22 protein-coding genes are annotated in these 25,355 nt (G+C 72.7%); 9 read left to right on the top strand and 13 right to left on the bottom strand.

The window, feature by feature from the left end; genetic code table 11:
- The first annotated feature begins 25 nt into the window (after positions 1-25).
- Together ACTOQ3_RS05530 and ACTOQ3_RS05525 are read left to right on the top strand one after the other, a co-directional pair.
- Positions 26-922: an SIR2 family NAD-dependent protein deacylase gene (locus ACTOQ3_RS05530; protein ID WP_440082322.1), complete on the top strand. Its 897-nt coding sequence runs from the start codon at positions 26-28 to the stop codon at positions 920-922.
- Positions 919-2,904, top strand: coding sequence for a tetratricopeptide repeat protein (locus ACTOQ3_RS05525; RefSeq protein ID WP_440082320.1), 1,986 nt, complete (start codon positions 919-921; stop codon positions 2,902-2,904). Before ACTOQ3_RS05530 ends, ACTOQ3_RS05525 begins: the two co-directional genes overlap by 4 nt.
- Here ACTOQ3_RS05525 and ACTOQ3_RS05520 read toward each other — a convergent pair.
- Both ACTOQ3_RS05520 and ACTOQ3_RS05515 read right to left on the bottom strand, forming a co-directional pair.
- Positions 2,840-3,682 (bottom strand): hypothetical protein, encoded by an 843-nt coding sequence (locus ACTOQ3_RS05520; protein ID WP_440082319.1) that lies wholly within the window; start codon positions 3,680-3,682, stop codon positions 2,840-2,842. The two genes, ACTOQ3_RS05525 and ACTOQ3_RS05520, sit on opposite strands and share 65 nt — an antisense overlap.
- Before the next feature lie 196 nt (positions 3,683-3,878).
- On the bottom strand, positions 3,879-4,298 hold the full coding sequence (locus tag ACTOQ3_RS05515) for a DoxX family protein (RefSeq protein WP_440082318.1): 420 nt from the start codon (positions 4,296-4,298) through the stop codon (positions 3,879-3,881).
- A 77-nt stretch (positions 4,299-4,375) separates the two neighbouring features.
- Between ACTOQ3_RS05515 and ACTOQ3_RS05510 the strand changes: the two genes are divergently transcribed.
- Positions 4,376-4,879, top strand: coding sequence for a MarR family winged helix-turn-helix transcriptional regulator (locus ACTOQ3_RS05510; protein ID WP_440082317.1), 504 nt, complete (start codon positions 4,376-4,378; stop codon positions 4,877-4,879).
- Between the two features lie 132 nt (positions 4,880-5,011).
- Here the strand turns inward: ACTOQ3_RS05510 and ACTOQ3_RS05505 are convergent, their stop codons facing one another.
- Positions 5,012-6,340: a glycoside hydrolase family 6 protein gene (locus tag ACTOQ3_RS05505; RefSeq protein ID WP_440082316.1), complete on the bottom strand. Its 1,329-nt coding sequence runs from the start codon at positions 6,338-6,340 to the stop codon at positions 5,012-5,014.
- 615 nt (positions 6,341-6,955) lie between these two features.
- Here ACTOQ3_RS05505 and ACTOQ3_RS05500 point away from each other — a divergent pair.
- The 3 genes from ACTOQ3_RS05500 (at position 6,956) to ACTOQ3_RS05490 (ending at position 11,152) form a co-directional block, all read left to right on the top strand.
- Positions 6,956-8,365, top strand: coding sequence for a sensor histidine kinase (locus tag ACTOQ3_RS05500; protein ID WP_440082315.1), 1,410 nt, complete (start codon positions 6,956-6,958; stop codon positions 8,363-8,365).
- Positions 8,362-9,027 (top strand): response regulator, encoded by a 666-nt coding sequence (locus tag ACTOQ3_RS05495; protein ID WP_440082314.1) that lies wholly within the window; start codon positions 8,362-8,364, stop codon positions 9,025-9,027. Before ACTOQ3_RS05500 ends, ACTOQ3_RS05495 begins: the two co-directional genes overlap by 4 nt.
- Before the next feature lie 196 nt (positions 9,028-9,223).
- Complete coding sequence (locus ACTOQ3_RS05490; RefSeq protein ID WP_440082313.1) at positions 9,224-11,152, top strand: alpha/beta fold hydrolase; 1,929 nt, start codon at positions 9,224-9,226, stop codon at positions 11,150-11,152.
- A gap of 179 nt (positions 11,153-11,331) precedes the next feature.
- Here ACTOQ3_RS05490 and ACTOQ3_RS05485 read toward each other — a convergent pair whose 3' ends face one another.
- The 3 genes from ACTOQ3_RS05485 to ACTOQ3_RS05475 all read right to left on the bottom strand — a co-directional run bounded on the left by ACTOQ3_RS05485 (position 11,332) and on the right by ACTOQ3_RS05475 (position 13,417).
- A complete protein-coding gene (locus ACTOQ3_RS05485; RefSeq protein WP_440082312.1) occupies positions 11,332-11,469 on the bottom strand; it encodes a hypothetical protein in 138 nt (45 codons plus the stop codon).
- A 287-nt stretch (positions 11,470-11,756) separates the two neighbouring features.
- Positions 11,757-12,527 (bottom strand): hypothetical protein, encoded by a 771-nt coding sequence (locus ACTOQ3_RS05480; protein WP_440082311.1) that lies wholly within the window; start codon positions 12,525-12,527, stop codon positions 11,757-11,759.
- A complete protein-coding gene (locus ACTOQ3_RS05475) occupies positions 12,527-13,417 on the bottom strand; it encodes a DUF692 domain-containing protein (protein WP_440082310.1) in 891 nt (296 codons plus the stop codon). The genes ACTOQ3_RS05480 and ACTOQ3_RS05475 overlap by 1 nt, the downstream gene beginning before the upstream one ends.
- A 306-nt stretch (positions 13,418-13,723) precedes the next feature.
- Here ACTOQ3_RS05475 and ACTOQ3_RS05470 point away from each other — a divergent pair, with 306 nt between their 5' ends.
- The gene (locus ACTOQ3_RS05470; protein ID WP_440082309.1) at positions 13,724-14,182 is read left to right on the top strand and encodes a hypothetical protein; all 459 of its coding nucleotides are present in this window, start codon (positions 13,724-13,726) and stop codon (positions 14,180-14,182) included.
- Between the two features lie 128 nt (positions 14,183-14,310).
- Here ACTOQ3_RS05470 and ACTOQ3_RS05465 read toward each other — a convergent pair whose 3' ends face one another.
- The 5 genes from ACTOQ3_RS05465 to ACTOQ3_RS05445 all read right to left on the bottom strand — a co-directional run bounded on the left by ACTOQ3_RS05465 (position 14,311) and on the right by ACTOQ3_RS05445 (position 20,207).
- Complete coding sequence (locus tag ACTOQ3_RS05465) at positions 14,311-15,468, bottom strand: acyl-CoA dehydrogenase family protein (protein ID WP_440082308.1); 1,158 nt, start codon at positions 15,466-15,468, stop codon at positions 14,311-14,313.
- Positions 15,469-15,470: 2 nt separating this feature from the next.
- Positions 15,471-16,424, bottom strand: coding sequence for a hydroxymethylglutaryl-CoA lyase (locus ACTOQ3_RS05460; protein ID WP_440082307.1), 954 nt, complete (start codon positions 16,422-16,424; stop codon positions 15,471-15,473).
- Complete coding sequence (locus tag ACTOQ3_RS05455) at positions 16,421-16,597, bottom strand: hypothetical protein (protein ID WP_440082305.1); 177 nt, start codon at positions 16,595-16,597, stop codon at positions 16,421-16,423. The genes ACTOQ3_RS05460 and ACTOQ3_RS05455 overlap by 4 nt, the downstream gene beginning before the upstream one ends.
- Positions 16,594-18,570, bottom strand: coding sequence for an acetyl/propionyl/methylcrotonyl-CoA carboxylase subunit alpha (locus ACTOQ3_RS05450; RefSeq protein ID WP_440082304.1), 1,977 nt, complete (start codon positions 18,568-18,570; stop codon positions 16,594-16,596). The genes ACTOQ3_RS05455 and ACTOQ3_RS05450 overlap by 4 nt, the downstream gene beginning before the upstream one ends.
- 68 nt (positions 18,571-18,638) lie before the next feature.
- Complete coding sequence (locus ACTOQ3_RS05445) at positions 18,639-20,207, bottom strand: carboxyl transferase domain-containing protein (protein WP_440082303.1); 1,569 nt, start codon at positions 20,205-20,207, stop codon at positions 18,639-18,641.
- A gap of 117 nt (positions 20,208-20,324) precedes the next feature.
- On the opposite strand from ACTOQ3_RS05445, the gene ACTOQ3_RS05440 reads away from it, so the two are divergent.
- Positions 20,325-20,924: an SACE_7040 family transcriptional regulator gene (locus tag ACTOQ3_RS05440; RefSeq protein WP_440082302.1), complete on the top strand. Its 600-nt coding sequence runs from the start codon at positions 20,325-20,327 to the stop codon at positions 20,922-20,924.
- A 6-nt stretch (positions 20,925-20,930) separates the two neighbouring features.
- On the opposite strand, the gene ACTOQ3_RS05435 is transcribed toward ACTOQ3_RS05440, so the two are convergent.
- Together ACTOQ3_RS05435 and ACTOQ3_RS05430 are read right to left on the bottom strand one after the other, a co-directional pair.
- Positions 20,931-21,797 (bottom strand): universal stress protein, encoded by an 867-nt coding sequence (locus tag ACTOQ3_RS05435; RefSeq protein ID WP_440082301.1) that lies wholly within the window; start codon positions 21,795-21,797, stop codon positions 20,931-20,933.
- A gap of 311 nt (positions 21,798-22,108) precedes the next feature.
- Positions 22,109-22,747, bottom strand: coding sequence for a hypothetical protein (locus ACTOQ3_RS05430; protein WP_440082300.1), 639 nt, complete (start codon positions 22,745-22,747; stop codon positions 22,109-22,111).
- A 386-nt stretch (positions 22,748-23,133) separates the two neighbouring features.
- On the opposite strand from ACTOQ3_RS05430, the gene ACTOQ3_RS05425 reads away from it, so the two are divergent.
- Positions 23,134-25,350 (top strand): thiamine pyrophosphate-dependent enzyme, encoded by a 2,217-nt coding sequence (locus tag ACTOQ3_RS05425; RefSeq protein ID WP_440082299.1) that lies wholly within the window; start codon positions 23,134-23,136, stop codon positions 25,348-25,350.
- Positions 25,351-25,355: the final 5 nt, after the last annotated feature.

Raw genomic sequence — 25,355 nt, 5'->3', positions numbered from 1 at the left:
CTTTGTCAACAGCGATGGTGGAAACGTGGACGATGTCGACTGGGAACGTTTGATCGACCAGCTCGGCAGGGGTGACTGCGCCCCTTTTCTCGGAGCGGGAGCCTGTGCCGGCACCCTTCCCACCGGCACCGTCCTCAGCAACCGGTACGCCCTCCACTACGGCTATCCGTTCACCGACGCGGGCGACCTGGCCCGCGTGATGCAGTACGGCGAGGCCGTGGTGCGCGATCCGGTCGACCTCAAGGAGACGGTCTGCGGTCACCTGCGCTCGCACGGGCGGCCTCCCACGGGTGATCCCGGGGAGCCGCACCGGCTGCTGGCCGGTTTCCCGGTGACGACGTTCCTCACGACGAACTACGACGACTTCCTGGCCGAGGCGTTGCGGGCGGAGGGCAAGGAGCCCCACGTGGCCGTCTCCCCCTGGTGGGACACCGACCCGGCCGCGGCCCCCTTTCTGCCGGAGCCGACGGTGGAACGGCCCGTCGTCTACCATCTGCACGGAAACTGGGCGGAGCCCGCGTCGCTGGTGCTGACCGAGGCCGACTACCTGACGTACCTCGTCAACATGGTGGACGCCGTCGCCACCGACGGGCGGCACCCGCTGCCGACCCCGATCCTGCGGGCGATGACCACCAGGCCGCTGTTGTTCGTGGGCTACAGCCTGCAGGACTGGACGTTCCGGGTGCTGTTTCACGGCCTGGTGCGCAACACACCCCGCAGCAACAAGCGGCGGCATGTGAGCGTGCAGCTCATGCCCGAGGTCAACGGGTCGGCGGGCGGCGCCAAGGCCGCCGAGGCCGCCGAGGACAAGGCCAGACGCTACATCACCCACTATCTCGACCGCTGGAACATCTCGATCTTCCTGGGGACCGCCTCGGAGTTCTGCGCGGAACTCCAGCGGAGAATGGGACGGATGCCATGACGACCCCGACGCGCGGCGGTGACGGGACCATCCGGCCGTACGTGGGGCTGCGCCCCTACGACCGGAGCGAGCACGCGCTGTTCTTCGGGCGGGAGCGCGAGGCCCGCGACATCGCCACCATCTGGCAGGCCACGGGCCTCACCGTGCTGTTCGGGGCGTCGGGGGTCGGCAAGACGTCCCTTCTCCACGCGGGTGTCCTGCCGCGCGTGGAGCCCGAGCGCGCCGACGTCCTGCCCGTCGCCCGCGTGTCGCCCCGCGGCATCACCGCACTGCGCCCGAGGGTGACCGGCAACCCCTACGTGCTGGCGCTGCTGTCGGCCTGGGCGCCGGACCGCCCGCTGCCCGCGCTGGCCGGGATGACGGTCTCGGACCTCCTGGCGGAACGCCCGGAACGCGTCGACAGGTACGGCGACCCCGTCCCCGTCCTGGTCGCCGTCGACCAGGCGGAGGAGCTGTTCGGCGGCCCGCTCGACCTGGAGGAGGAACGCCACGGGCTCCTGCGCCAGCTGGCGAGTGCGGTGGAGGACCACGACGGCCTCCACCTGCTGCTGTCGCTGCGCGAGGAGTATCTGGCCTCCGTCCTGCCGCACGAGCGCCCGCTGGGCCGGGGCTCGCGGGCGCGGTTCCAGCTGCTGCCGCTCACCCGCGCAGCGGCGCTCGACGCCACCACGAGGCCGCTCGAGGGCACCGGCCGGCTCTTCGCCCCCGGTGCCGCGGAACGGCTCGTCGACGACCTGCGCACCGTCCCGATCTCCAACGACGAGGGACAGACCACCACGCTGACCCTGAACACCGTCGAACCGGTCCAGCTGCAGGTCGTCTGCTCCGCGCTGTGGGAGTCGCTGCCCTCCGGCCTGCGGGAGATCAGCGTGGAGCACGTGAACCTGCACGTGAACGTCGACCGGTTCCTGACCGGCTTCTGCGATCGGATGCTCGCGCGCGTCTCGGCCGAGTCCGGCGTCACCTCGAGCGAGATCCGCTCCTGGTTGCGCAGGACCTTCGTCACCGAGCACGGGACGCGCAACACCGTCTACGAGGGCCTGCACGAGACGGCCGGCATGCCGAACGCCGTCGCCAAGGCGCTGGAGGACTCCCACATCCTGCGGGGCGAGCACCGGCTGGGAATCCGCTGGTACGAGCTGCAGCACGACCGCCTCATCGGCTCGGTGCGCCAGTCGCGGCACCCGGCGGCCTACCTCGACGACGCGAGGCTGGCCCTGGCCAGACAGGGCTGGGAGACGGCCCGCGGCCTCGCGGAGGAGGCCGTCCGCGCCTCGGGGAGCGGCGAGACCTGGGTGCGCGCCGAAGCCCTGCTGATCCTGGGAGAGGTGGCGTCGGCGGAAGGTGAGGCGGAGAGCGCGCTGAGCCGGTTCGAGGAGGCGGCCGGCATGTTCGCGACGCTCCAGCGGTTCAACGGGGTGGCCTCCGCGCTGACCGGGGAGGGACGGCTCTGGCTGTCGCAGGGACACCACGACAGGGCTGTCGAGCGGCTGCGCGCCGCCCTGTCCTGGGTTCCCAACGACCTGCCCGCGCATCTGGCGCTCGGGCAGGCCCTGTGGCACCTGGGACAGCCGCGCGCCGCCCTCGCCCTGCTCAACGGGGCCGTGGCGCTCGCGGACGAGCCCCCCGCCGAGGCGCTCGCGCTGCGCGGCGAGATCCTGGCCGACCTGGGAAAGGCCGCGGAGGCCCTGCGCGACCTGGACCTCGTCCGCAGGCACCAGCGGCCGTCCACGATCGCCGCCAGGGCGCTGGCCCTCGCCCTGGAGCGGCGGTTCGACGCCGCCCAGCAGGAGATCCTCGACGCGCTCGCCGACGGGTCCGACAGCGGTCCCGTCCTGGTGCGGGCCGCGCGCGTCCACGCCCTGCTGGGAGGGGCCGCGACGGCGGAGAGACTGGCCTCGCGGGCACTCGGCACGGTCACTCCTGGACTTCCGCCGCATCTGCGCAAGCAGGCCGAGGAGCTCCTGCGGAGAACGGCGTGACGTCGTCGCGCCTCGCCGCCTCCCACATGTGGTCGAACTGGTTCAGCCAGTAGGCGAACCAGCGCTCGTCGCGACCTCGGGTCAGCTCCAGGTGCATGCGCGAGGAGGTCGACGCGTTGTGATAGCCGTGGATCTCCACGATGACACGGCCCCTGGGGGTTTCCGGGTCGACGAGCACGAGGCTGAATCCCGGGTTGTAGGAAAGAAGCCGGTATTCGAACTCGCCCGCCGTTTTCCATCCGCTCATCAGCCGGAGGCGTTCCATCGTGCTGTCCAGCGCGGCGGGGAGCCGTTGCACGGGAAACTCGATCGAATCGTCCAGCTGCTTCGCGGCCTGCCGCACGGCCACCTTCTCCAGGGGGTCGAGAATGACGATCCTGACATTTCCCCGTTCCCGCGCGAGCACCGTGTTGCGCATGAGCTCGCAGGTCTGCGCCGACAGCAGGTTTACCGCGGACGGCGCGAAAACGCGCACGTCGCGCGCCTGGGCGAGCAACGACGACAGCGGCACCACGTCGTACACGGAACGGTCGTGCAGAAGGCCGGCCGGCGACTCGGCCGGCTCCGCGGGCAGGGTGATCCGGTAGAGGAGCAATCCGACTCCGGAGAACAGGACCGCCCATCTGAGGTCGACGTCCAGCTTTTCAGCGAAGATCGAGAGAAAGGCGAAAGCGAAGAGGACGACCGTGAGAGCGTACGCGTCGATGTGCTGCCGAGCCTTGAGATCCCTGCCGATTCTTTGGAGCGAACGCACGCCGACCCCCAGCTCTTCGGGCACTGTCGAAATAGCTATGCATAGCTATGCCCATTGTCCGGGGTGGGATCTCGTGATTTTCGATCTCGTGAATTCCGGTCGGCCGGGCCCTCCGGTTGTGGAAAGACCCGGCATCCGTAATCCCGGTCTCCGGCCGCACCCGCGCGGCCCGCGCCCGCCCTGGCCGGCTTGGTTCGTGACCGGCCGGATCGGCGACCGGCTAGACGGCGGCCAGCTGGCGGCGGCGCTGCCAGAGGGCGTCGACGGCGAGGGCCCCGCCGCCGCTGAAGGCGACGGCCAGGGTGCCGGCGGCGAGGGCGAGGACGAACTCGTAGCCGCCCTCCCCCACCGAGAAGCCGTTGGCGAGGTGGACGAAGACGAGGGCGCCGAGCATGTTGAGCGTGAGCAGGAGGCCGAACACGGGCAGGGCCGCGCCCAGGATGAGCGCGATGCCGCCGACGACCTCGAGGACGGCGACCGCCGGTGCGGCGACGGCCGCGAGCGGGATCCCCGCGGACTCGAAGAACCCGGCGGTCTTGTCCAGTCCTGTCAGGAACTTCTGCGCGCCGTGGACCAAGAAGATCACGCCGAGGGCGATCCGCGCCAGCAGAAGGGCGTAGGGCCGTACCTGGTCAAGCATGATGACTCCTCTTGTCATTCGAATTTGTACAAACCATAGCGGTTAGTTCAAATTTGAACAACCCGTACAATACTCCGGTGAGCGACACGAAATGGCTCAATGAGAGCGAGATGGCCGCATGGATGGCCTATGTGGCCGCGACGCACCTCCTGGAGCGCCGTGTCGAGGACCAGCTGAAAGCCGACTCGGATCTGACTCACGCCCAGTACGAGATCCTGGCGAAACTCTCCCAGCAGCCCGGCGGGCAGCTGCGGATGACCGAGCTGGCCAACCGGCTGATCGTTTCGAAAAGCGGCCTCACCTACCAGATCGGGCAGCTGGAGCGGAGGGGGCTCGTCACGCGGGCGGCGTGCCCGTCGGACGAGCGGGGCGTGCTGGCCGTGCTCACCGAGGAGGGCGCGCGCTGCCTGGAGCGGACCGCGCCGGGGCACGTGGCCGTCGTGCGCGCCTTCCTGATCGACCGGCTCACCCCCGAGGAGGTCGAGACCATGCGGCAGATCATGACGAAGGCCACCGCGGCCATGAAGGCGGCACCGGCGGGCCCGCTGCGCACCCGTCGCCCGGGCAAAAGCCCAGGGTAACGCACGGAACGAACCCGAGGGAGCGGTTCTCCCTTTCGGCCACGGAACCGCGGCGAAGACGGAAGAATCCGGTACGGCTCGCGCGGGGGGCATACCGCGCGAGCCGTACCGGATCACGGCCGCACCACCGGGTCAGGCGGCGGTGCAGCTGACCGAGGAGGGCGCACCGTTGCTCCCCGACCAGTTACCGGTGAACCCGAAGGACGCCGAGGCGCCCGGGGAGAGGTTGCCGTTGTGCGACACGTTCCGCACCGAGACGCTCGCGCCGCTCTGGGTGTGCTGCCCGTTCCAGAGCTGGGTGATGCTCTGGCCGTTGGGGAAGGACCAGCTCACCGTCCAGCCCGTGATGGCCGCGGTGCCGCTGCTCCGCACGGTCACCTCGGCCTGGAAGCCGCCCTGCCAGGAGCCGGCCGGATTGTAGGCGGCCGTGCAGGCCTTGCCCACGCCCGGCGTCGGAGTCGGGGTCGGGGTCACGGTGGGCGTCGGGGTGGGATTCGGGGTGACGGGCGGGGCCGCCATGGCCAGGTCGTAGGCGCGCTGCGGGACGAACTGCCCGGCCCCGGCGATGCAGCCGTCGGCCTCGCCCGGCAGCTTGATCCACAGGAAGGCGTCGATCATCGAGTCGCCGGTGGCGTTGGTGCTCGGCGTGCCGATCGCCCGGCCGCCCGGGTCGCACCACTCGCTACCCTGCGGGCCGTTGCCGTTGCGGCTGGTGTCGATCACCGCGCGGAGCCGGGAGACCCCGGTGGCGGAGATGACGCTCTTGGCGTACGCGATCTCGGTGGAGCTCCACCGGTAGTTGGAGACGTTCAGGGAGATGCCGTCGGCGCTGTTCGCCACGTCCGCGGCCCTCAGGCGGGCGCCGGCCTCCGACGGTGACAGCCATCCCGAGTGCCCGATGTCGAAGTAGACCTTGGCCGAGGACGAGGCGGCCCTCAGCTTCTTGCCGGCGTACGCCATGGAGGCGTTGGTCTCCTGCTGCTGGGAGGAGCTCATGCAGTTGGTCATGATCGGGAGCACATCGGGCTCCAGGATGATCGACGCCGGGCGTCCCTGGAGACCGGCGGCCACCTCGTCGACCCACTGCCGGTAGGCCGTGTGGTTGGGCGCGCCACCCGTGCTCGCGCCGCTGCAGTCACGGTTGGGGATGTTGTAGACGACGAGGATGGGGATCTTGCCCGCTCCCTGCGCCGCTCCGACGAACGCCGACACCTGCCCGCGCACGGTGGAGGTGTTGGTGGTGGTGAACCATCGTGCCTGCGGCACGGCGGCGATCCGGTCGCGGATGACCGGCGCCCTGAAGTCTCCGGGGTTGGCCGCGACCCACTTGGCGGCACCGGTCTCAGGATCGACGTAGAACGGGGAGTCGGCGGCGGACGCGCCGGAGGCGACGGCGACCGCGGCACCTGACATGATCACCAGAGCCGCGCAGAGCGTGGCCAGAATCGATCTTCTTGGCATGGAACGGCTCCTTCAAGGGAGGCATGGGAGCGCTCCCACCCTAGGTGTCACACCCCTCCCTGACGTAGGGGACACAGGCGCCGCCTCACACCGTTACACGCTGACCTGTGCGAACACCCTGGTGTGCGTTGAAAGTTTCACTACCTCGGGCCCCCCGGCATCGGGCACGGCGGTCCCGTCGATCGGCGGGGAAGAATCCGCGGGGCGGCGGCGGCCCGGCCGAGGCCGCCCCGAAGCCCCGTGGCCCCAAACTCGCCGCCCCGAAAATCCATGATCCCGGGCCCGCGGTCCCGAAGAGCCGTGGTCCCGGGCCCGCCGTCCCGGAGGCCATGGCCTGGAGGCCCGCGGTCTGGAACCCTGGTCTCCTATGGCCCGGGCATTTGACACCTTTTCTCCTCCTCGTGGCGCCCCCGACCGGCCGCGTGTCGGATTCGCTCCTCCCCTCGCGGGCCGCCCGGCTCGGTCGCGGGCCGGGCGACCGCGGCGGTGAGGGTTTCCAGGACGGCACGGACCGCACCCGGCAGGGCACGGGCGACGGTGGGGACGTGGTTCGCGGGCAGGCTCCCCGCGCCCGGGGGGAGATGGCCCGCGACGAGGCGTTCGCGCGTCGCCGACGTGCTTCTCGCGCTGGGCGTGTGGGCGGTGTACGTCACTCTGGGCGTCCTCCAGGACAGGTTCGGCACGCGAGAGCTCCCCCTCCTGGCATTCGCGTTCTTCACCGTCTCGTCGGCGGCCCTGGTGTGGTGGCGGCGCCGGCCGATCACCGTGGTGGCCGTCACCGTGGTCTGCGACTGCGTGATCGTCGTGTCGACGGGCTGGCAGGGGTACGGCCTGCAGGCGATGCTGGCCCTGTACGCGGCGGGCAGGTACGGCGCGGCCCGGCACGCCTGGGTCGCGGCCGTGGCGGTGGGCCTGTTCTACCCGGCGGTGTCGACGGCCGTCCAGCTCGTCACCGGAGCCGGACGCCGGGACTCCGGCTCCCTCGGGGTGTTCGTCCCGCTGCTGCTCGTCGGGCTGGGCAGGCTGGTGTGGCTGCGCCGGGAGACCGTCCGCAGGAGGCAGGCCGAACTCGCCGAGGAGATCGTACGGGCCGAGCGCCGCCACATCTCCCGCGAGCTGCACGACGTGGTCGCCCACAACATCAGCACGATGCAGATCCTGATGGGGGCGGCGCGCACGACCATGGCCCGCGATCCCGCCGGGGCCGAGGCCGCCCTGCTCAGCGCCGAGCGCGCCGGGCGGGAGGCGATGGCGGAGATGCGGCAGTTGCTGCACGTGCTGCGCGCCGACCGGGTGGACGGCCCGGCCGGCCCGGGGGCCACCCCCGTGGACGGCGACTCCCCCACCGGCGCGGTAACCGGCTTCCCCGGGAAGGCGGCTCCTCCCGGTGGACCGGGCTCTCCCGGTGAGACGGGTCCTCGCGGTGGGACGGGCTCTCCCGGTGGGACGGGCTCTCCCGCCCGCAGGGCCGCGGCCCTGCCCTCGCTGGTCAGCCGGGCCCGCGAGGCGGATCAGCCCGCCGTCCTGGAGGTGACCGGCACCCCCGGCAGGCTGCCCGCCGCGGTCGACCACGCCGTCTACCGCATCGTCCAGGAGTCGCTGACCAACGCGCGCAAGCACGCCGGAAACGTCCCGGTGAGGGTGCGGGTCGAGTACGAGCCCGCCGCGGTCGAGGTGGAGGTGGTCGACGACGGACCCGGGACGGCCGCTGCCGGGAAGAGGTACGAAGGCCACTCCGGTGGAGGTTTCGGGCTGGGCGGCATGGCCGAACGTGTGGCACTCTGCGGTGGGCGGCTGGAGACGGGTCCCCTGCCGGGCGGGGGCTTCCGGGTCCACGCGCGGTTGCCTCTCCCGGTCCTGGGAACGGACGGACGGCGAGACGCCGGCGAAGGGCCGGCCGAACGGGAAGCGGCCGAACGCCCCCCGGTCGCGGGCAGGCCGATCGAGCGGGAAGCGGCGGAACGGGAAACCACCGGACAGGAAGAACCCGGACGGAAACCCGCCGAGCGGGAGGGGGAGACATGATCAGGGTGCTGGTCGTCGACGACCACGCGCTGGTGCGCTCCGGCTTCCGGATGATCCTGAACGCCCAGGACGACCTCTGCGTGGTGGGAGAGGCGGGCGACGGCGAGGAGGCACTCGCCCTCGCCCGCGACCTGCTGCCCGACGTGGTGCTGATGGACCTGCACATGCCGGAGGCCGACGGCGTCACCGCCACCGGGCGGATCACCGCCGAACTGCCCGGCGTGCGCGTGCTCGCGCTGAGCACCTTCGACCTGGACGAGTACGTCGTCGATGCCCTGCGCGCCGGGGCCTCGGGCTTCCTGCCCAAGGACGTCTCCCCCGAGGAGCTGCTGGAGGGGGTGCGGGTGGTGCACCGCGGCGACTCGGTCGTCGCGCCGCGGCTGCTGACCCGGCTGATCGGCACCTTCGTCCGCGCCGTACGGCCCCGGCCCGCGACGATGCCGCCGGAGCTCGCCGGTCTGACCGACCGCGAGCGGGAGGTGCTGGTCCTCATCGCGCGCGGGCGGTCGAACCCGGAGATCGCCGAAACGCTCGACGTGGCGGCCTCCACCGTGAAGAACCACGTGACCAGCCTGTTCGCCAAACTCGGCGTCCGCGACCGCGCCCAGGCCGTGGTCATCGCCTACGAGGCGGGCTTCGTCACCCCGGGCACCACCGGCTGACCCCTCCGGCGCCTCCCCCGGGCACCGGCCGCCCCCTCCGGCCACCTCTCCCGGGCACCGCCCGGCTCCCGGCCGGGTCCTCGTACCCGTCTGGGACCGTACTCCCAGACGGGGGCGCGACCGGTGCCCGGCTCCCAGGCGGGAAACCGTTCCCGATGGTGAAAGACGGGGCCCGGTCGTGAACGAGCCTGGAAACATGAACGCGAACCAGCGATCCATCACACGCCGGGCCGCCACGGCGCTCGTCACGACGGGAACCTGCGGGACGCTTCTCCTCTCGCTCCTCACCGCCCCGGACGCCGCCGCCCGTGGCCACGGCACGTCCTCCGCCGCAGCACGGACCGCGACCGGAGAGTCGACCGGAGAGGCCGGAAGGAGCGCGGGCGGGCGGCATCCGTGCGCCGCCGCGAGGACCCGCTGCGACGGGGAGATACGGGTTCCGCTCGACTGGGGCGACCCGGCCTCGGAGCGGATCACGGTGGCGTTCGCCTGGCTGCCCAGGAAGGACACCTCCCGCCCGGCGTCCGGGACCGTGCTGGCCAATCCGGGCGGGCCGCTGCCGGCGCTCCCCGCGGTGCCGTCCCTGGCCGAGGGCCTGGGACCGGTGCTCGACCGGCACAACCTGCTGGTGGTCGAGCCGCGCGGGCTGGGGAAGTCCGCCCCGCTGCTCTGCCCGGGGCTCGACCTGGTGGTCCGGGAGACCGTCAAGGCCTGCGCCGCCCGCCTCGGTCCTCGTACCCGGTTCTTCACCGCCGACCAGGCCGTCACCGACATGGACGCCGTCCGCGACGCCCTGGGCGTGCCGAAGGTGACGTTCTACGGCATCTCGTACGGCACCCTGTTCGCCCAGGCGTACGCCACCCGCCACCCGGGCAGCCTCTCCGGGGTGCTGCTCGACAGCATCATGCCCACGGGCGAGGACGGCTACGTGGCCGAGCGCATCCGCAAGCGCGCCGACCTGCTCGACGTGGCCTGCGACCCCTCACGCGCCTGCCGCCGCCTGCCGGGCGATCCCTCCGACGCCTTCTCGAAGCTGGTGCGGCGGCTGCGCGCCCACCCCGATCCGGAGATCCGGCTGTCGTCGCTCGCGCGCCTGCCGGACTTCCTCTTCATCCCGGTGGCCGGCCGCGAGGGAGGCGCGGCCGTCGCCGCCTACCTGGACGGCGACCCGCTCCCGCTGCGCCGCCTCGTGCGGATGGTCGACGGAGCGCCGAGCCAGCCGCTGCGCGCGGCGGAGCTGGCGGGCCTGCTCTCCTACGTGTGCGCCGACACCACCTTCCCGTTCGAGCGCGCCGCTCCGGCGGACGAGCGGCGACGCCGGCTGGACCGCCACTACGACGGTGAACGCCCGTTCAGGCCGTTCACCGTCGCCGAGCTGGGCGGGCCTCCCGCCGGCACGCAGGACTTCTGCGTCGACTGGCCGACGCCCCGCACCAGCCCGCCCGTGCCGCCGGGCGCCGGGCACCCCCGGGTGCCGGTCCTGGCCCTGGGAGGGGACTTCGACTCGACCACCCCGGCGGAGGCGGCCGCGGTGACCCGGCGCTTCCCGGACTCCACCTTCTCCCGGGTACGCTTCGCCGGCCACAACCTCACCACGGGCGCCCAGGTGAACGAGTGCGTCCGCGGCGCGACGCGCGCCTTCCTCTCCGACCCGGCCGCCTTCGACGGCGAGCCCCGCTGCGACGAGGCGAACTACCGTGCCCTCGGCTCCTTTCCCCGGACCGTGGCGCAGGTGCCCCCGGCACGCGGCACCACCCTGGACGCCGAGGAGCGGCGGATCCTCGCGGCCGCCTTCGCCACCGCCACCGACGCAACCGCCAGGCGCAACCCTCTCAGGTCCCCGTTCTGGCTGCCGGCCACGCAGGAGGGCCTGCGCGGTGGCCGGCTGACGTTCGACGACAGGGCCGGCACCGTCCGACTGCGGGACGTCCGCTTCGTCGGCGACCTCACGGTGAACGGCGAGGTCCGGCTGGGCAGCGGTGCCACGGCCCGGCTGACCGTCACCGGCGACGGCGGATCGCACGCGCTGGAGCTGTCGTGGAAGGCGTTCCTGGCCGAGGACGACACCGCCGTCTCCGGCACCTTCGCGGGCCGCGGCTTCACCGCGACGGTCCCCGCGCACTGACGCCCCGGCCCGGCCGGGCGGCCCGGCCCCTCGCGGGGGCCGGGCCGCTCTTCGGCACGACCGCGGTAGCCGGTATCGGCGGGACGGGAGGCGAGGAGAAGGCAGGCCACGAGCGGCCGTGCTCCCCCCGCACTCCCTCCTCGCCTCCGCTCACCGGCCGGCCGTCTCAGGCGGCCGGTTCACCCATCGGGATCGTCGCGGCCGCAGCGACCGCCGCCGCAGCACGCGCGGTCCGTGGTTTCCCGGCCGTCGGCGTCGGTGACCGTCTCGAAAACGAACTCCGGCGTCTCGTCCTCGCGAGTGATGTCATCGTTCACGATGTTTCTCCCTCCAGGAGCGCCTGCCGAGGCAGGGCAGGGTGACGACCCGATGCCGGGCCGGTTTCCCCGCGTACGGCACACCGGGTGCGCCGGGCGCGGAGGATCGGTGGCGACACCCGCGAGGGGTCGCGCCCCGGTCGCGGGGCGGGGGCCGACGACGGCGGCCGGGGATCCGGGAATCCGGACGGACATCTCGTCCGGCGCGGCCCGTCGCGGGAGGGTGGCGGCCTGCCGTGATACCGCGAAGGCGGGCGCGGACCCTCCCTGCGGGCGGCGCGTGCGGGTCAGGATCGCGGCCACACCAGACCGGCCAGTGCCAGCTCGGCGAGCGTCTCCGCGGCGCGGGCGCGGTCACCGCCCACCGCGGCGATCACCTGGTCGGCGTCGCGGGTACCGTCACAGCCGGCCAGCAGCATGGCGGTGCCCTCACCGATCCGGTAGGCCCGCACGACGGGCGCCCGCCAGCGGCGCTGCAACAGCACCCGCGTCCGCACGGCGGGCAGCTCGCCGATCGGCGGCCCCGCGGTGACGTCGTGGGTGTAGGTCTCGACCCGGGCGGCGGCCGACAGCCGGAGCGCCCCGGCAGGCGTCCGGCGGCCCGGGCCCGCCACGGCGGAGGCGCGGGCGGCCAGCGCGGCGTCCCGGTCGTGAACCAGCGCGGCGCGCGCCAGCTCGTAACGGGCGTAGGCGGTCAGCCGAGGTGTCGCGTGGACCGCCAGCCAGGCCGTCAGCCGTTCGGACTCCCCCATCCCGAACGGCCGCTCCACCGGCTGCGGGCGGCATACCGCACCGCGGGTGAACTCCTCCCACAGGGCACGGTGACCGCCGGTGAGCTCGGCGACCGTGTCCGGCAGGCAGGCGGTGACCGCCGACCGCAGCTTGCCCCGCACGCCGTCGTGCGTCACCCGGTAGCCGTCGGGCGCGGCACCGCTCAGCATGGCCAGCTCGGCGTCGCTCAGCTCGTACCGGCGCTGCAGCCTCACCGGGTCCTCGCGCAGCAGCGCGGACTCCGCCTCGCAGGTCAGCATCGCCGCGAGCGCGTCCTGCACGCCCATCACGCGCCTCCCGCCGTTCGCGCCGCCACTCGCCCGCCGTCCGGACCGCCCGCGCGGGAGCGCAGCACGGTTCGCGCGCGGTCGATCTCGGCCAGCAGGTCGCCGAAGTCGTCGGGGAAGTTCTGGTCGCGTTCGACCAGCGTGGCGTTGACGTGCGTGCGCGAGACCAGCTCCGCCAGCAGGTCCCACACCCGGGCCGGGATCGCGGCACCGTGGCTGTCGAGGGACAGCCGCCCACCGTCGCCGTCACCGTCACCGTCGACGCCGCCGGCCAGGTGCACCTGGACGACCCGCTCGACCGGGATGGTGTCGAGGAACCCCAGCGGGTCGAAGCCGTGGTTGCGCGCGTTGATGTCGAGATTGGCCAGATCCAGCAGCAGGCCGCACTCGCAGTGCTCCATCACCTCGGTGATGAACTGCGCCTCGGTCAGCGGGGTGGCCAGGTCCACGTAGTAGGTGATGTTCTCCAGCAGGAACGGCCGGCCCACCGCCTCCTGCACCCGCCGCGCCCTGCGCCCCAGCCGCCGGGCGACCTCCCGGGTCCGCGGCAGCGGCACCAGCAGCCCCACGTCGACCCTGTCGGTACGGGTGAAGCACAGGTGGTCGCTGAACCACGGCGCGCCGATGTCCGCCACCAGCGCGGCCAGCGCCTCCACGTACGCCCCGTCCGGCTCCCGCTCCGAGCCGATGGACAGTTCCACCCCGTGCGGCACGACCGGGAACCGGCGGACCAGCTCCCCCAGCCGCTCGCGCTCGTCGGCCGGGGCGAACAGGTAGCGCTCGGTGATCACTTCCAGCCAGTCGATCCGGCCGGCGTGCGCCTCGATCGCCTCGGCCAGCTCCACGCGATGTCCCAGGCCGGACCCCAGTGCGGGCAACCCTGTCAGCATGCGGTTCTCCCATCACTTCACAGTGATGTTCACGACAGTGATGTTCACGGGCACTGCGCAACGGCTGTACCCCGCAACGTGCCCGGCGGTATCGGAGCCACGCCGGGACGCCACGTCAAACTTCCACAAAGCGGCGGCCCGGCCGCACGGTCTTCGGTGGGGACGAGGTTCGTGTGGGCCGGAAAGCCCCGGCTCCCGCGCGATCGGTGTCCCGGTGCCCGTTGCCGGAAAACAGGGATATAAGCCAAGATCAATGGGTTGATCCGCCGCGGCACGCGCCGCGGCCCACCGTCGAAGGGTAGACAAGTGATCAGGTCGGTTCCGAAGATGGTCGCCGTGACGGCCCTGGCCGCCGGTGTTCTCGCGGCAAACCCGGCATACACGGCGTACGCGGCCTCCGCCCCCTACACTCCCGAGGGCGTCTGCGGGGCGGGGTTCACCCGGGTGAAGGACGGCGTCCGTCCCCTCAAGTCCGGACGTGACACCTTCGGCCACGTCTACCTCATGTACAACCGCAGCACCGGTTACAACTGCGTGGTCAGCATCAAGACCGCCTTCTACCGGACCGCCACCTACACCACCGCCACCCTGACGGTGCGGGGCAGCAGGCCGAAGACCGACGCGGGCAAGTTCAAGTACTACGCCGGGCCGGTCAAGGTGAAGGCCCGCGGCAAGTGCGTCTCGTACTGGGGCAGCACCCGGGACACCCGCCTGGACTACGCCGAGGCGACCGGCGGCCGCAAAGCCTTCGGCAACTGCGGATAGGAGACCCCGGGCGCCGGGCCGCCCTGCCCGTACCGGGGAAAGACCCTCGCCGGCGCAAGCGGTTCGCCACCCTGCGGAAGGAGGGCCTTCATCCGAACCAGCCCTCCTCCGTCCCCGGTATCCGCAGGTCAGAGGCCGCTCAGGCCGAGCTCTCTGGCGATGAGCATCCGCTGGACCTCGCTGGTGCCCTCGCCGATCTCCAGGATCTTGGCGTCGCGGTAGAAGCGGCCGACCGGGTACTCGTTCATGAACCCGTACCCGCCGAAGATCTGGGTGGCGTCGCGGGCGTTGTCCATGGCGGCGTCGCCGGCGACGAGCTTGGCGATGGCGGCCTCCTTCTTGAACGGCTCGCCGGCGAGCATCTTCTCCGCCGCGTGGTGGTAGGCCAGGCGGGCGGTGTGGGTGCGGACCTCCATGTCGGCGATCTTGAACTGGATGGCCTGGTAGTGGCCGATGGGGTGGCCGAACGCCCGGCGCTCGCGGACGTAGCGCAGCGACTCGTCCACGCAGCCCTGGGCCAGGCCGGTGGACAGGGCGGCGATGGCGACGCGGCCCTCGTCGAGGGTCTGCAGGAACTGCGCGTAGCCGCGCCCGCGCTCGCCGAGCAGGTTCCCCGCCGGGACGCGGCAGTCGTCGAAGGAGAGCTCGCGGGTGTCGGAGCAGTTCCAGCCCACCTTGGAGTACTTCTTCGACACGGTGAGGCCGGGGGTGCCGGACGGCACCAGAATGGTGGAGATCTCCTTCTTCCCCCCGGCCGGTTCGCCGGTGATCGCGGCCACTCCGATGACGCCGGTGATGTCGGTGCCGGAGTTGGTGATGAACGCCTTCGTACCGTTGATCACCCACTCGTCTCCGTCCAGCACGGCGGTGGTCCGCATGCCGCCGGGCACGTCGGAGCCGCCGCCGGGCTCGGTGAGCCCGAAGGCGCCGAGCATCTCGCCCGACGTCAGCCTGGGCAGCCACTCGGCGCGCTGCTCGGGCGTGCCGAACCGGTAGATCGGCATCGCGCCCAGCGACACCGCGGCCTCGACGGTGATCGACACGCTGGAGTCGACCCTGGCCAGCTCCTCCAGGACCAGGCAGAGCGCGAAGTAGTCACCGCCCATGCCGCCGTGCTCCTCGGGGATCGGCAGCCCGAACAGGCCCATCGCCCCCATCTGCCGCACGATGTCGTAGGGGAACTGCTCGCGCTCGTAGAGGTCCCCGATCACCGGGGCCACCACGTCGCGGGCGAACGCCTCGACGGTCTTGCGAAGCTCCTCGTACTCCTCGGTCAGCTTGGGCATGATCACTCCTCGGCGTTCTCTGCGGTGGTGCGGGACGGGTTCTCGCCCAGGGCCTGGACGACCCGCGATGGGCTGGGGCGGCCGAGCCTCGCGGCCAGCCAGGTGCTGGTATCCACCAGCGAGGAGAGGTCCAGCCCGGTCTCGACGCCGAGGCCGTGCAGCATCCAGACCAGGTCCTCGGTGGCGAGGTTGCCGGTGGCGCTCTCGGCGTACGGGCAGCCGCCGATGCCGCCGGTGGAGGCGTCGACGACGGTCACCCCCTCGCGCAGGGCGGTGAGGGTGTTGGCCAGGGCCTGGCCATAAGTGTCGTGGAAGTGCACCGCGAGCCGGGAGGGGCCGCCGAAGGCCTCGATCAGCGCGGCGACGTGGCCGGGGGTGCCGACACCGATGGTGTCGCCGAGCGACAGCTCGAAGCAGCCCAGGTCGAGGAGCCTGCGCCCGACGGAGACGACCTGGGCGACGGGCGTCGGACCCTCCCACGGGTCGCCGAAGCACATCGAGACGTACGCCCTGACCTTCAGGCCGTGGGCCAGCGCCCGTGCGACGACCGGCTCGAACATCTCGAACTGTGACTCCAGCGTCCGGTTGAGGTTCCTGCCGGCGAAGGTCTCGGTGGCGCTGGCGAAGATCGCGATCTCGTCGACGCCGTGCTCGAGCGCGCGGTCGAGGCCGCGCTCGTTGGGGACGAGGACCGGGTAGCGCACGCCGGGAACCCGTTCCATGCCCGCCAGCAGCTCCGCGGCGTCGGCGAGCTGGGGCACCCACTTCGGGTGCACGAAGCTGGTGGCCTCGATCACGCGGTGTCCCGCGGCGGCCAGCCGGGCGATGAACTCGGCCTTGACCTCGACGGGAACCACCGCGGCCTCGTTCTGCAGCCCGTCGCGCGGCCCGACCTCGTAGATCGTGACCCGCTCGGGCAGCCCCGCCGCCCGGACCCGCTGTGGCTCGCGCATCATGCCCCCCTCACCGGTTCGCGCCGCACGGCCGGACGGGCCGCCGGTGTCGCGACCTCGGCGACCCATCCGGCCGTGACCTCTCCGTCGCCGTGCCTCACGGCCCATCTGACCGCCCGCGTCGCGATCTCCCCGCGTTCCCGTACGGCCTCCGCGACCGGCGCGGAGACCGTCACGGCTCCTCCTCGCGGACCACGGCCAGCACGGCGTCCATGGCGACCGCCTGGCCGGCCCGGACCCGCAGCTCGGCGACGATCCCGCCGATCGGCGCGGTCACGGTGTGCTCCATCTTCATCGCCTCCACGATGAGCAGCGGCTGCCCCTCGGCGACCCGCTCCCGGAGACCCGCCTTCACCACGAGGACGGTGCCCGGCATCGGGCTGCGGACCTGCCCGTCCCCCGGGCCGCCCGCGCCGGTCCGGTCGCCGGGGTCGCCCAGGTGGCGGCGGGTGAGCACCCAGGCGTCGCCGTCGCGGCCGAGCCAGATCGTGTCGCCGCCGTCGCCGTCCCTGGCGACGACATAGCGCCTCGCGGTCTCGCCGAGGGTGACGAGCAGGTCGTCGCCCTCCCCGGCCAGCCGCGCCCGCACGACGTCGGCTTCGGGCAGGCGGATCTCGGCTCCCGAGGCGGGCAGGCCGCGGACCCTGAGCTCGCGGACGCCGTCACGGGTCTCCAGCCGGTAGACGGTCCAGGCCGCCTCGCCCAGCCGCCAGCCGTCGGGGACGTCCCACGGGTCGGCGGGCATGCCGGCGGGCACGTGCTCGCGGTGCAGGACCAGGGCGGCGGCGGCCAGGACGTCGTCGGGGACGGAGGGAACGCCGTCGCGGGGGACCAGCTCGCCGAGGTGCCGCTCCACGAGGCCGGTGTCGAGGTCTCCGGCGACCACGGCGGGGTGACCGATCAGGGCCCGCAGGAAGGCGATGTTGGTGGGCACCCCGAGCACGGCCGTGGCCGCGAGCGCGCCGTCGAGCCGCCGCAGGGCGGCCGCCCTGTCGGGCCCCCAGGCGATGACCTTCGACAGCATCGGGTCGTAGTCGCTGCCGACCAGGCCGCCGGCCATCAGACCCGAGTCGACCCGCACCCCCGGCGGCTCGCGCAGCGCGAGGACCCGGCCGCCGGTCGGCAGGAAGCCCCGGGAGGGGTCCTCGGCGTAGACGCGGGCCTCGACGGCGTGGCCGTCGAGGCGCACCTCGTCCTGGGTGAGCGGGAGGGGCTCGCCGGCGGCGACCCTGAGCTGGAGCTCGACCAGGTCCAGGCCGGTGACCAGCTCGGTGACGGGGTGCTCGACCTGCAGGCGGGTGTTCATCTCCATGAAGTAGTAGTCGCCGGTCGCGCCCTGGACGATGAACTCGACCGTCCCGGCGCCGGTGTAGCCGACGGACCTGGCGGCCTCGACCGCCGCCGCGCCCATGGCGGCCCTGGTCGCGGCGTCGAGGAGCGGGGACGGCGCCTCCTCCACGATCTTCTGGTGCCGCCGCTGCAGGCTGCACTCGCGCTCGCCCAGGTGGATGACGCCGCCGTACGCGTCGGCCATCACCTGGATCTCGATGTGCCGGGGGTTCTCCACGAACCGCTCGATCAGCAGGGTCGCGTCGCCGAACGCGGCGGCGGCCGTGCGCCGGGCGGAGGCGAGTGCCTCAGGCAGCTCCGCCGCGGAGCGCACGAGCACCATGCCCTTGCCCCCGCCGCCCGCCGAGGGCTTGATCAGCGCGGGGAAGCCGACCCGTATGGCCGCCTCGGCCAGGTCGTCGCCGGGCTCGGCGCCGCCGGGGACGACGGGGACGCCGGCCGCGGAGACGGTGGCCTTGGCCCGGATCTTGTCGCCCATCGCCTCCACGGCCTCCGGCGGCGGGCCGACGAAGACGAGCCCGGCCTGCGCGCAGCTCCGGGCGAAGGCCGCGTTCTCGGCGAGGAAGCCGTATCCGGGGTGCACCGCCTGGGCGCCGGTCGCCGCCGCGGCGGCGAGGATGCCGTCGATGTCGAGGTAACCGCCGGGAAGCCGCACCGCGACATCGGCCTCGCGGACGTGCCGCGCCCCGGCGTCGGCGTCGCTGTGGACGGCGACGGAGCGGATGCCCAGCCTCCTGAGGGTGCGGGTGATCCGCAGGGCGATCTCGCCGCGGTTGGCGACGAGGACGGTGTCGAACATCCGGCCCCCGCGGGGTGGCGGCGCGTGGGTCGGGGAAACCGACGAGGTGGAGTGGGTCATGGGTGCGGTCACATCCGGAAGACGCCGTAGCCGACGGGTTCGAGGGGGGCGTTGGCCGAGGCGGACAGGGCCAGGCCCAGGACGGTACGGGTGTCGAGGGGGTCGATGACCCCGTCGTCCCAGAGGCGGGCGGTGGAGTAGTAGGGGTTGCCCTGCTCCTCGTACTGCGCGCGGATGGCGTCGGGATCGGCGTCGCCCACCGTGGACAGGACGTTGGCGGCCTGCTCGCCGCCCATCACCGAGATGCGGGCCCCCGGCCACATCCACAGGAACCGGGGCGAGTAGGCGCGCCCGGCCATCGCGTAGTTGCCGGCCCCGAACGAGCCGCCGACGACCACGGTGAACTTGGGCACCCTGGCGCAGGCGACGGCGGTGACCATCTTCGCGCCGTGCTTGGCGATGCCGCCCGCCTCGTACGCCCTGCCGACCATGAACCCGCTGATGTTCTGCAGGAACACCAGCGGGATGTTACGCCGGTCGCACAGCTCGATGAAGTGGGCGCCCTTGAGCGCCGACTCGCCGAACAGGATGCCGTTGTTGGCGACGATCCCGACGGGGTGGCCGTGGATGTGGGCGAACCCGGTGACGAGCGTGGCACCGTACTCGGCCTTGAACTCGCCGAACCTGCTGCCGTCGACGATCCGGGCGATGATCTCACGGACGTCGTACGGCGTGCGGGTGTCGGCGGGGACGATGCCGTACAGGTCGCGGGGGTCGTGCGCGGGCTCCTCGGAGAGCGCGCGCTCCCAGGGGGAGGGCGTGCGCGGCGCGAGGGTGGAGACGATGTCGCGGACGATCCGCAGCGCGTGACGGTCGTCGTCGGCGAGGTGGTCGGTGACGCCGCTGACGCGGGCGTGCAGGTCGCCGCCGCCCAGCTCCTCGGCGCTGACCTCCTCGCCGGTGGCGGCCTTCACCAGCGGCGGGCCGCCGAGGAAGATCGTGCCCTGGTTGCGGACGATCACCGCCTCGTCGCTCATCGCCGGGACGTACGCGCCGCCCGCCGTGCAGGAGCCGAGGACCGCGGCGATCTGCGGGATGCCGCGCGCCGACATGGTGGCCTGGTTGTAGAAGATCCGGCCGAAGTGCTCGCGGTCGGGGAAGACCTCGTCCTGCCTGGGCAGGAACGCGCCCCCCGAGTCGACGAGGTAGACGCACGGCAGGTTGTTGTGGAGGGCGACCTCCTGGGCCCGCAGGTGCTTCTTGACGGTGATCGGGTAGTAGGTGCCGCCCTTGACGGTGGCGTCGTTGGCGACGACGACGCACTCGCGCCCGGAGACGCGGCCCACCCCGGTGATGATCCCGGCGGCGGGGGCCGCGTCGCCGTACATCCCGTTGGCGGCCAGCTGGGAGAGCTCCAGGAAGCGCGAGCCCGGGTCGAGCAGGGAGTCGACGCGGTCGCGGGGCAGCAGCTTGCCCCGGGAGACGTGCCGGGCGCGCGACCTCTCCGGGCCGCCCAGGCCCGCCGCGGCGACGCGTTCCCTGAGGTCGGCGACGAGGCGCTCGTTGACCTCGGCGTTGCGCTTGAACCCCTCGCCACCCGGGTCGCAGGCGCTTCGCAGCACCGGCCAGCCACTCATCCGAGCCTCCCCGTCCGGCCTGCCCGGCCTGTCTGATCCGCCCGGCTTCGCCGCCGCTGGGTCACCGGTCATCAACTCCATCGCAGATGTTAGTCATCATTAACGTTACCGTCTACCATGCGAGGGGTGACGACTGCTCAGCCTTCCACCCGCAACCGCGGCTCACGACGCGCGGAGATCCTGGACGCCGCGGCGGAGCTGTTCGCCGCGCGCGGTTTCCACGGCGTCTCGATCGAGGACATCGGCGGCGCGGTCGGCACCTCGGGCCCGGCCCTCTACCGGCACTTCAGCGGCAAGGAGGCCCTGCTCGCGGAGATGCTGCTGGACGTCAGCGAGCGCCTGCACACCTCGGGCGCGCGCCGCGTGACCGAGGCCGCCGACGCGGAGCAGGCACTGGACGCCCTGCTCGGCTGCCAGATCGAGTTCGCGCTCAGCCATCCGGCGCTGATCACCGTGCACGACAGGGAGCTGGGCAACGTCCCCGAGCCCGCCCGGCGGCGAATCCGCCGGCTCCAGCGTCTGTACGTCGAGGAGTGGGTCACCGTGCTGAGCGAGCTCTACCCGGGACGCCCGCAGGCCGGGCTGCGCGCCGCGACCCACGCCGTCTTCGGGCTGCTCAACTCCACCCCGCACAGCGCGGGCGAGCTGCCGCCCGCGGCGATGGCCGAGCTGCTGCGCGGCATGGCCCGTGCGGCGCTGGCCGCCGCCCAGGGTTAGGAAGCACTAACTCCTGACGAGGCGTTCCCATCGCGGGGACGGGTGCCACGCCTGCGAGGGGGTCACCACGACCGTGCACGGCGCCTCGCGCAGCATCACCTGGCAGACCGGGCCGATGGCGGGATCCAGCGGGTCGTCCCGCTCCCGGTCGGCGACCACCAGCAGGTCCGAACGGTCGGCCGCGTGGCGGAGCACCTCGATGTGGGAGCGGGTCTCGATCAGGCTCTCCACCTCGACCGTGGGGTACTTCTCCTCCCACACCGCGACGTTGGTGTTGAAGCGGACGGCCGCCTGCCTGGTGTCGTGGGCGTTCTCGGGGCAGAGGCAGATGATCAGTAGCGCCGCCCTGCGCAGCCTCGCCTCGTCGAAGGCGATGCCCAGCTCCGGCGAGTCGAGACCGGGATCCTCCACCGCGATCGCCACGCGGCCGGCGCGCGGATGGCCGGACCGCCTGACGACGGCCACCGGGCAGTGGGCGTGCGCGGCGACCTCGACGGTCGAGCCGATCCGCAGCTCGTCGGGACCGCCGGCGCCACGCGGGCCGATCGCGATCAGTTCCGCGACGCCCGACAGGCCCACCAGGGCCGCGGCCGGTGTCCCCTCCACCAGCTGCCCGCGCACCCTCACCCTGGGCGCCAGCTCGCGCACCATCGTCAGCCCGCTGTCGAGGACGCGCATGCCCATACGGCGTACGACCTCGGTGGTCTCGGGGGCGAGGGAGAGCCTGGGGTAGGGCCACTGCCAGGCGTGACAGACGAGCAGCGGGAGAAATCTCAGGCGGGCCTCCTCGACGGCCCACCGCAGGGCCAGCCGGCTCTCCGCCGAGCCGTCGAATCCGGCGACCACCGGTCGCCCGTCGTCCTGTACCGGCATCACGGCTCCTCTCCCCCGTCACTCCTTTCCATCCTTCTCCGATCTGTCTGCCGGGAAGGGTGTGCTTTTCCAAGACTCTTCGTGTTTTGCGGCCCGTATCGGCAAAGACGCCTTCTCCCGCCCGAGGGGCGGCGGGAGGGCGCCCATAAGCGGGAGGGCGCTCATAACCGGTCAGGGCCGGAACACGGGCCGCCCGGGCCCGCAGGAGCGGTACGGCGGCCGGTCACCTGCACGGCCGCCGGTCTGTCACCGGCATGTCACCGGCACAGGGCGGTCACGGGCCTGAACATCGGATCACCGGCACGAACCGGTCACAGGCAGGACCCCGCCGCCACGACGGCGGTCGGCGTGCAGAGCACGCTCGCCCAGGCGGCGACGGCCGACGTGACCGCGAGCGGGGTGCCCGGCGCGGCGAATATCACCGGAGCCGGCGCGACCGGGACCGGCGGGACGACCACGGGCGGCACGACGTCGACCGGCGGGGTGCCTTCGACCGGCGGGACGGTGCCGGGCGGGACGGCGTCGACCGGCGGAGTGGTGCCGGGCGGGACGCCGTCGACCGGCGGGACGGCGTCGGGCGGGGCGGTGTCGACCGGCGGGGTGGCGCCGGGCGGCAGCTGCTCGTCCGGCGGCGGCGGGGTCCCGGGCACCCCGGTCGTGGGCGCCGGGGCGGTCCCCGACACCGGGGCGGGCGGGGGCGGTGTCTCGGCCGAGGATGACAGCGCGGACATCGACGCGGCCCCCGGCACCGGTGCGCTTCCGGGCGCCGGTGCGCTCCAGGCGGCCGGTGCGGCCGGTGCGGGCGGGGCCGGTATCCCGGGCACCGGCGTGTCGCCGGAAAGCGCCGGGACGGGCGACGCCGTATCCAAAAACGGCACGGCGGCGTGGGCGGCGGCCGGCAGCATGACGGCCGCCCCCACCGCCCCGGTGAGAATCAGTTTTCCAAGCATGTGCGCCTCCACTGATGTGACCGATGTGACTGGTGTGATGGACGTGAACTCCGAAGATGCTGGCAGCCGCTGTGTCCGCGGATGGCAAAGACACCCCCCTGGGGAAGTCCGCAAGGGGAACGGCTTGTGGCAACAGGGACGCGAGATGCCCGGAGATCGCAACACAGGACCCGGAAACGAATGTGCTCCCACCGTTCGGGGCTTCCGCCCCTTGTGCTGGTCAGACCCGGCATGAGGGTTCCGGTTCATTCATCGGGCGGATCGGTGAAAACAGCCCTGACAAGCCGTCATGAATAATAGTTAAATATGATCGGCCCGCGAGTCCGTACGCATCAAAGATGTCAAGGTTGAGGACGGCATCCATCCATGGGGGACATAATCGGGCTGTGGCGCGCGACACTGTTGAGACCCATTTCACCGAGGCCGTGACCGCCCTTTCCCCCGGGGCGCCGCGCGATCCCGGCCTGCCCGTGCGGGAGGGCACGACCCTGACGGGCGCCCGCTGCCGCGAGCTGTTCGAGTTCCAGCTCGGCAGCAGGCTGCTGGACGTCACCGCCCGCTGGCTGCGCGAGCAGGGCCAGGGCTTCTACACCATCGGCTCGGCCGGCCACGAGGGCAACGCCGCGGTCGCCGCCGCGCTGCGCGCCACCGACCCCGCCCTCCTGCACTACCGGTCCGGCGCCTTCTACCTGACCCGGTCGGCGATGGCGGGCCGGCTGCCCGAGGAGGGGCTGCGCGACGTGCTGCTCGGCCTGACCGCCTCGGTCGAGGAGCCGATGGCGGGCGGGCGGCACAAGGTCTTCGGCCACCCCGACCTGGCGGTGATCCCGCAGACCTCCACGATCTCCAGCCACCTGCCCCGCGCGGTGGGCGTGGCCTTCGCCATCGAGCGCGCCCGCCAGCTCGGCCTGCCGGGGCCGTGGCCCGCCGACGCGATCGCGACGTGCAGTTTCGGTGACGCCTCGATGAACCACGCCAGCGCCCTGTCGGGCCTCAACACGGCCGCCTACGGCTCGTACCAGAAGCTGGCGCTGCCGATCCTGTTCGTCTGCGAGGACAACGGCCTGGGCATCAGCGTGCGCACGCCCGACGGCTGGGTCAGGGCCGCCCACCACCCGCTGATGAGGTATTTCGAGGCCGACGGCTGCGATCTCGCCGACGTCCACGACGTTGCGCTGGCCGCCGCCGACCATGTCCGCGCGCACCGCGCCCCCGCCCTGCTGCGCGTCGGCACCGTCCGGCTGATGGGCCACGCGGGCTCGGACGTGGAGCTGTCCTACCGGACCAAGCGGGAGATCGACGCCGACCTGGAGCGCGACCCGCTCGTGGCGACCGCCAGGCTGCTCGTCGAGGCCGGCCTGACCACCCCCGACGAGCTGCTGCTCCGGTACGAGACGACGCGCGAGCACCTGTTCAAGATGGCGATGGAGAGCTCCCGGCGACCCCGGCTGGTCTCCGCCTTCGACATCGTGGAGCCGCTGGCCCCGCGCACTCCCGCGGCCGTCGCCGCGGCCAGCACCGGGGCGGCGGCCCCGGAGTCCAGGGCGAGGGCCTTCGCCGGCAGGCTCCCGGAGCAGGAGGGCCCGCTCACCTTCTCCCAGTCCGTCAACCGCACCCTCGCCGACTCCCTGGCCGCCCACCCCGACGTGCTGGTCTTCGGTGAGGACGTGGCACGCAAGGGCGGCGTCTACGGTGTCACGCGCGGCCTGCAGAAGCGCTTCGGCCCCGGCCGGGTGTTCGACACCCACCTGGACGAGCAGGCCGTGCTCGGCCTCGCGCTCGGCTCCGGGGTCTCCGGCCTGTTGCCGGTGCCCGAGATCCAGTATCTGGCGTACCTGCACAACGCCCTGGACCAGATCCGGGGCGAGGCCGCGACGCTGCAGTTCTTCTCCCAGGGGGCCTTCCGCAACCCGATGGTGGTGCGCGTCGCCTCCTACGCCTACCAGAAGGGCTTCGGCGGCCACTTCCACAACGACAACTCCGTCGCCGCGCTGCGCGACATCCCGGGCCTGGTCGTGGCCTCCCCCGCCCGGCCCGACGACGCCGCCTCGATGCTGCGCACCTGCCTGGCCGCCGCCCGCGTCGACGGCAGCGTCTGCGTCTTCCTCGAGCCCATCGCCCTGTACAACACCCGCGACATGTTCGAGGAGGGCGACAGCGGCTGGCTCGCCCCGTACGCTCCCCCGGCCCGATGGGCGGAGACGCACATCCCGATCGGGCGGGCCCGCAGCTACGGCGACGGCCGCGACCTGACCATCGTGACCTTCGGCAACGGCCTGCGGATGAGCCTGCGCGCCGCGGTGAGGCTCACCGCCGAGGGGCACGGCTGCCGGGTCCTGGACCTGCGCTGGCTCTCCCCCCTTCCGGTGGAGGATCTGATGCGGGCCGCCGAGCTGACCGGCAAGGTGCTGATCGCCGACGAGACCCGCCGCACCGGGGGCGTCTCGGAGAGCATCGTCGCCGAGCTGCTCGACGCGGGTTTCACCGGCAGGATCGCCCGGGTGACCTCCTCGGACAGCTTCATCCCGCTGGGCGAGGCGGCCAGGCACGTGCTGCTGTCGGAGGCCGAGATCGAGGCGGCCGCCCGCAAGTTGCTCGGCTGACCCAC

Source organism: Streptosporangium sp. LJ11 (assembly GCF_051918945.1).
In the GTDB taxonomy this organism is placed as follows: domain Bacteria; phylum Actinomycetota; class Actinomycetes; order Streptosporangiales; family Streptosporangiaceae; genus Streptosporangium.
The sequence above is the reverse complement of the archived record's forward strand: the minus strand, read 5'-3'. Positions and strand labels throughout refer to the sequence as shown.

What these genes read in the sequence shown, in the direction of transcription:
- ACTOQ3_RS05505 (WP_440082316.1), bottom strand. Translation starts at nt 6,340, where the DNA reads ATGCCAAGAAGATCGATTCTGGCCACGCTCTGCGCGGCTCTGGTGATC.
- ACTOQ3_RS05475 (WP_440082310.1), bottom strand. Translation starts at nt 13,417, where the DNA reads ATGCTGACAGGGTTGCCCGCACTGGGGTCCGGCCTGGGACATCGCGTG.
- ACTOQ3_RS05460 (WP_440082307.1), bottom strand. Translation starts at nt 16,424, where the DNA reads ATGATGCGCGAGCCACAGCGGGTCCGGGCGGCGGGGCTGCCCGAGCGG.
- ACTOQ3_RS05445 (WP_440082303.1), bottom strand. Translation starts at nt 20,207, where the DNA reads ATGAGTGGCTGGCCGGTGCTGCGAAGCGCCTGCGACCCGGGTGGCGAG.
- ACTOQ3_RS05440 (WP_440082302.1), top strand. Translation starts at nt 20,325, where the DNA reads ATGCGAGGGGTGACGACTGCTCAGCCTTCCACCCGCAACCGCGGCTCA.
- ACTOQ3_RS05525 (WP_440082320.1), top strand. Translation starts at nt 919, where the DNA reads ATGACGACCCCGACGCGCGGCGGTGACGGGACCATCCGGCCGTACGTG.
- ACTOQ3_RS05450 (WP_440082304.1), bottom strand. Translation starts at nt 18,570, where the DNA reads ATGTTCGACACCGTCCTCGTCGCCAACCGCGGCGAGATCGCCCTGCGG.
- ACTOQ3_RS05490 (WP_440082313.1), top strand. Translation starts at nt 9,224, where the DNA reads ATGAACGCGAACCAGCGATCCATCACACGCCGGGCCGCCACGGCGCTC.
- ACTOQ3_RS05430 (WP_440082300.1), bottom strand. Translation starts at nt 22,747, where the DNA reads ATGCTTGGAAAACTGATTCTCACCGGGGCGGTGGGGGCGGCCGTCATG.
- ACTOQ3_RS05435 (WP_440082301.1), bottom strand. Translation starts at nt 21,797, where the DNA reads ATGCCGGTACAGGACGACGGGCGACCGGTGGTCGCCGGATTCGACGGC.
- ACTOQ3_RS05495 (WP_440082314.1), top strand. Translation starts at nt 8,362, where the DNA reads ATGATCAGGGTGCTGGTCGTCGACGACCACGCGCTGGTGCGCTCCGGC.
- ACTOQ3_RS05480 (WP_440082311.1), bottom strand. Translation starts at nt 12,527, where the DNA reads ATGGGCGTGCAGGACGCGCTCGCGGCGATGCTGACCTGCGAGGCGGAG.
- ACTOQ3_RS05465 (WP_440082308.1), bottom strand. Translation starts at nt 15,468, where the DNA reads ATGCCCAAGCTGACCGAGGAGTACGAGGAGCTTCGCAAGACCGTCGAG.
- ACTOQ3_RS05515 (WP_440082318.1), bottom strand. Translation starts at nt 4,298, where the DNA reads ATGCTTGACCAGGTACGGCCCTACGCCCTTCTGCTGGCGCGGATCGCC.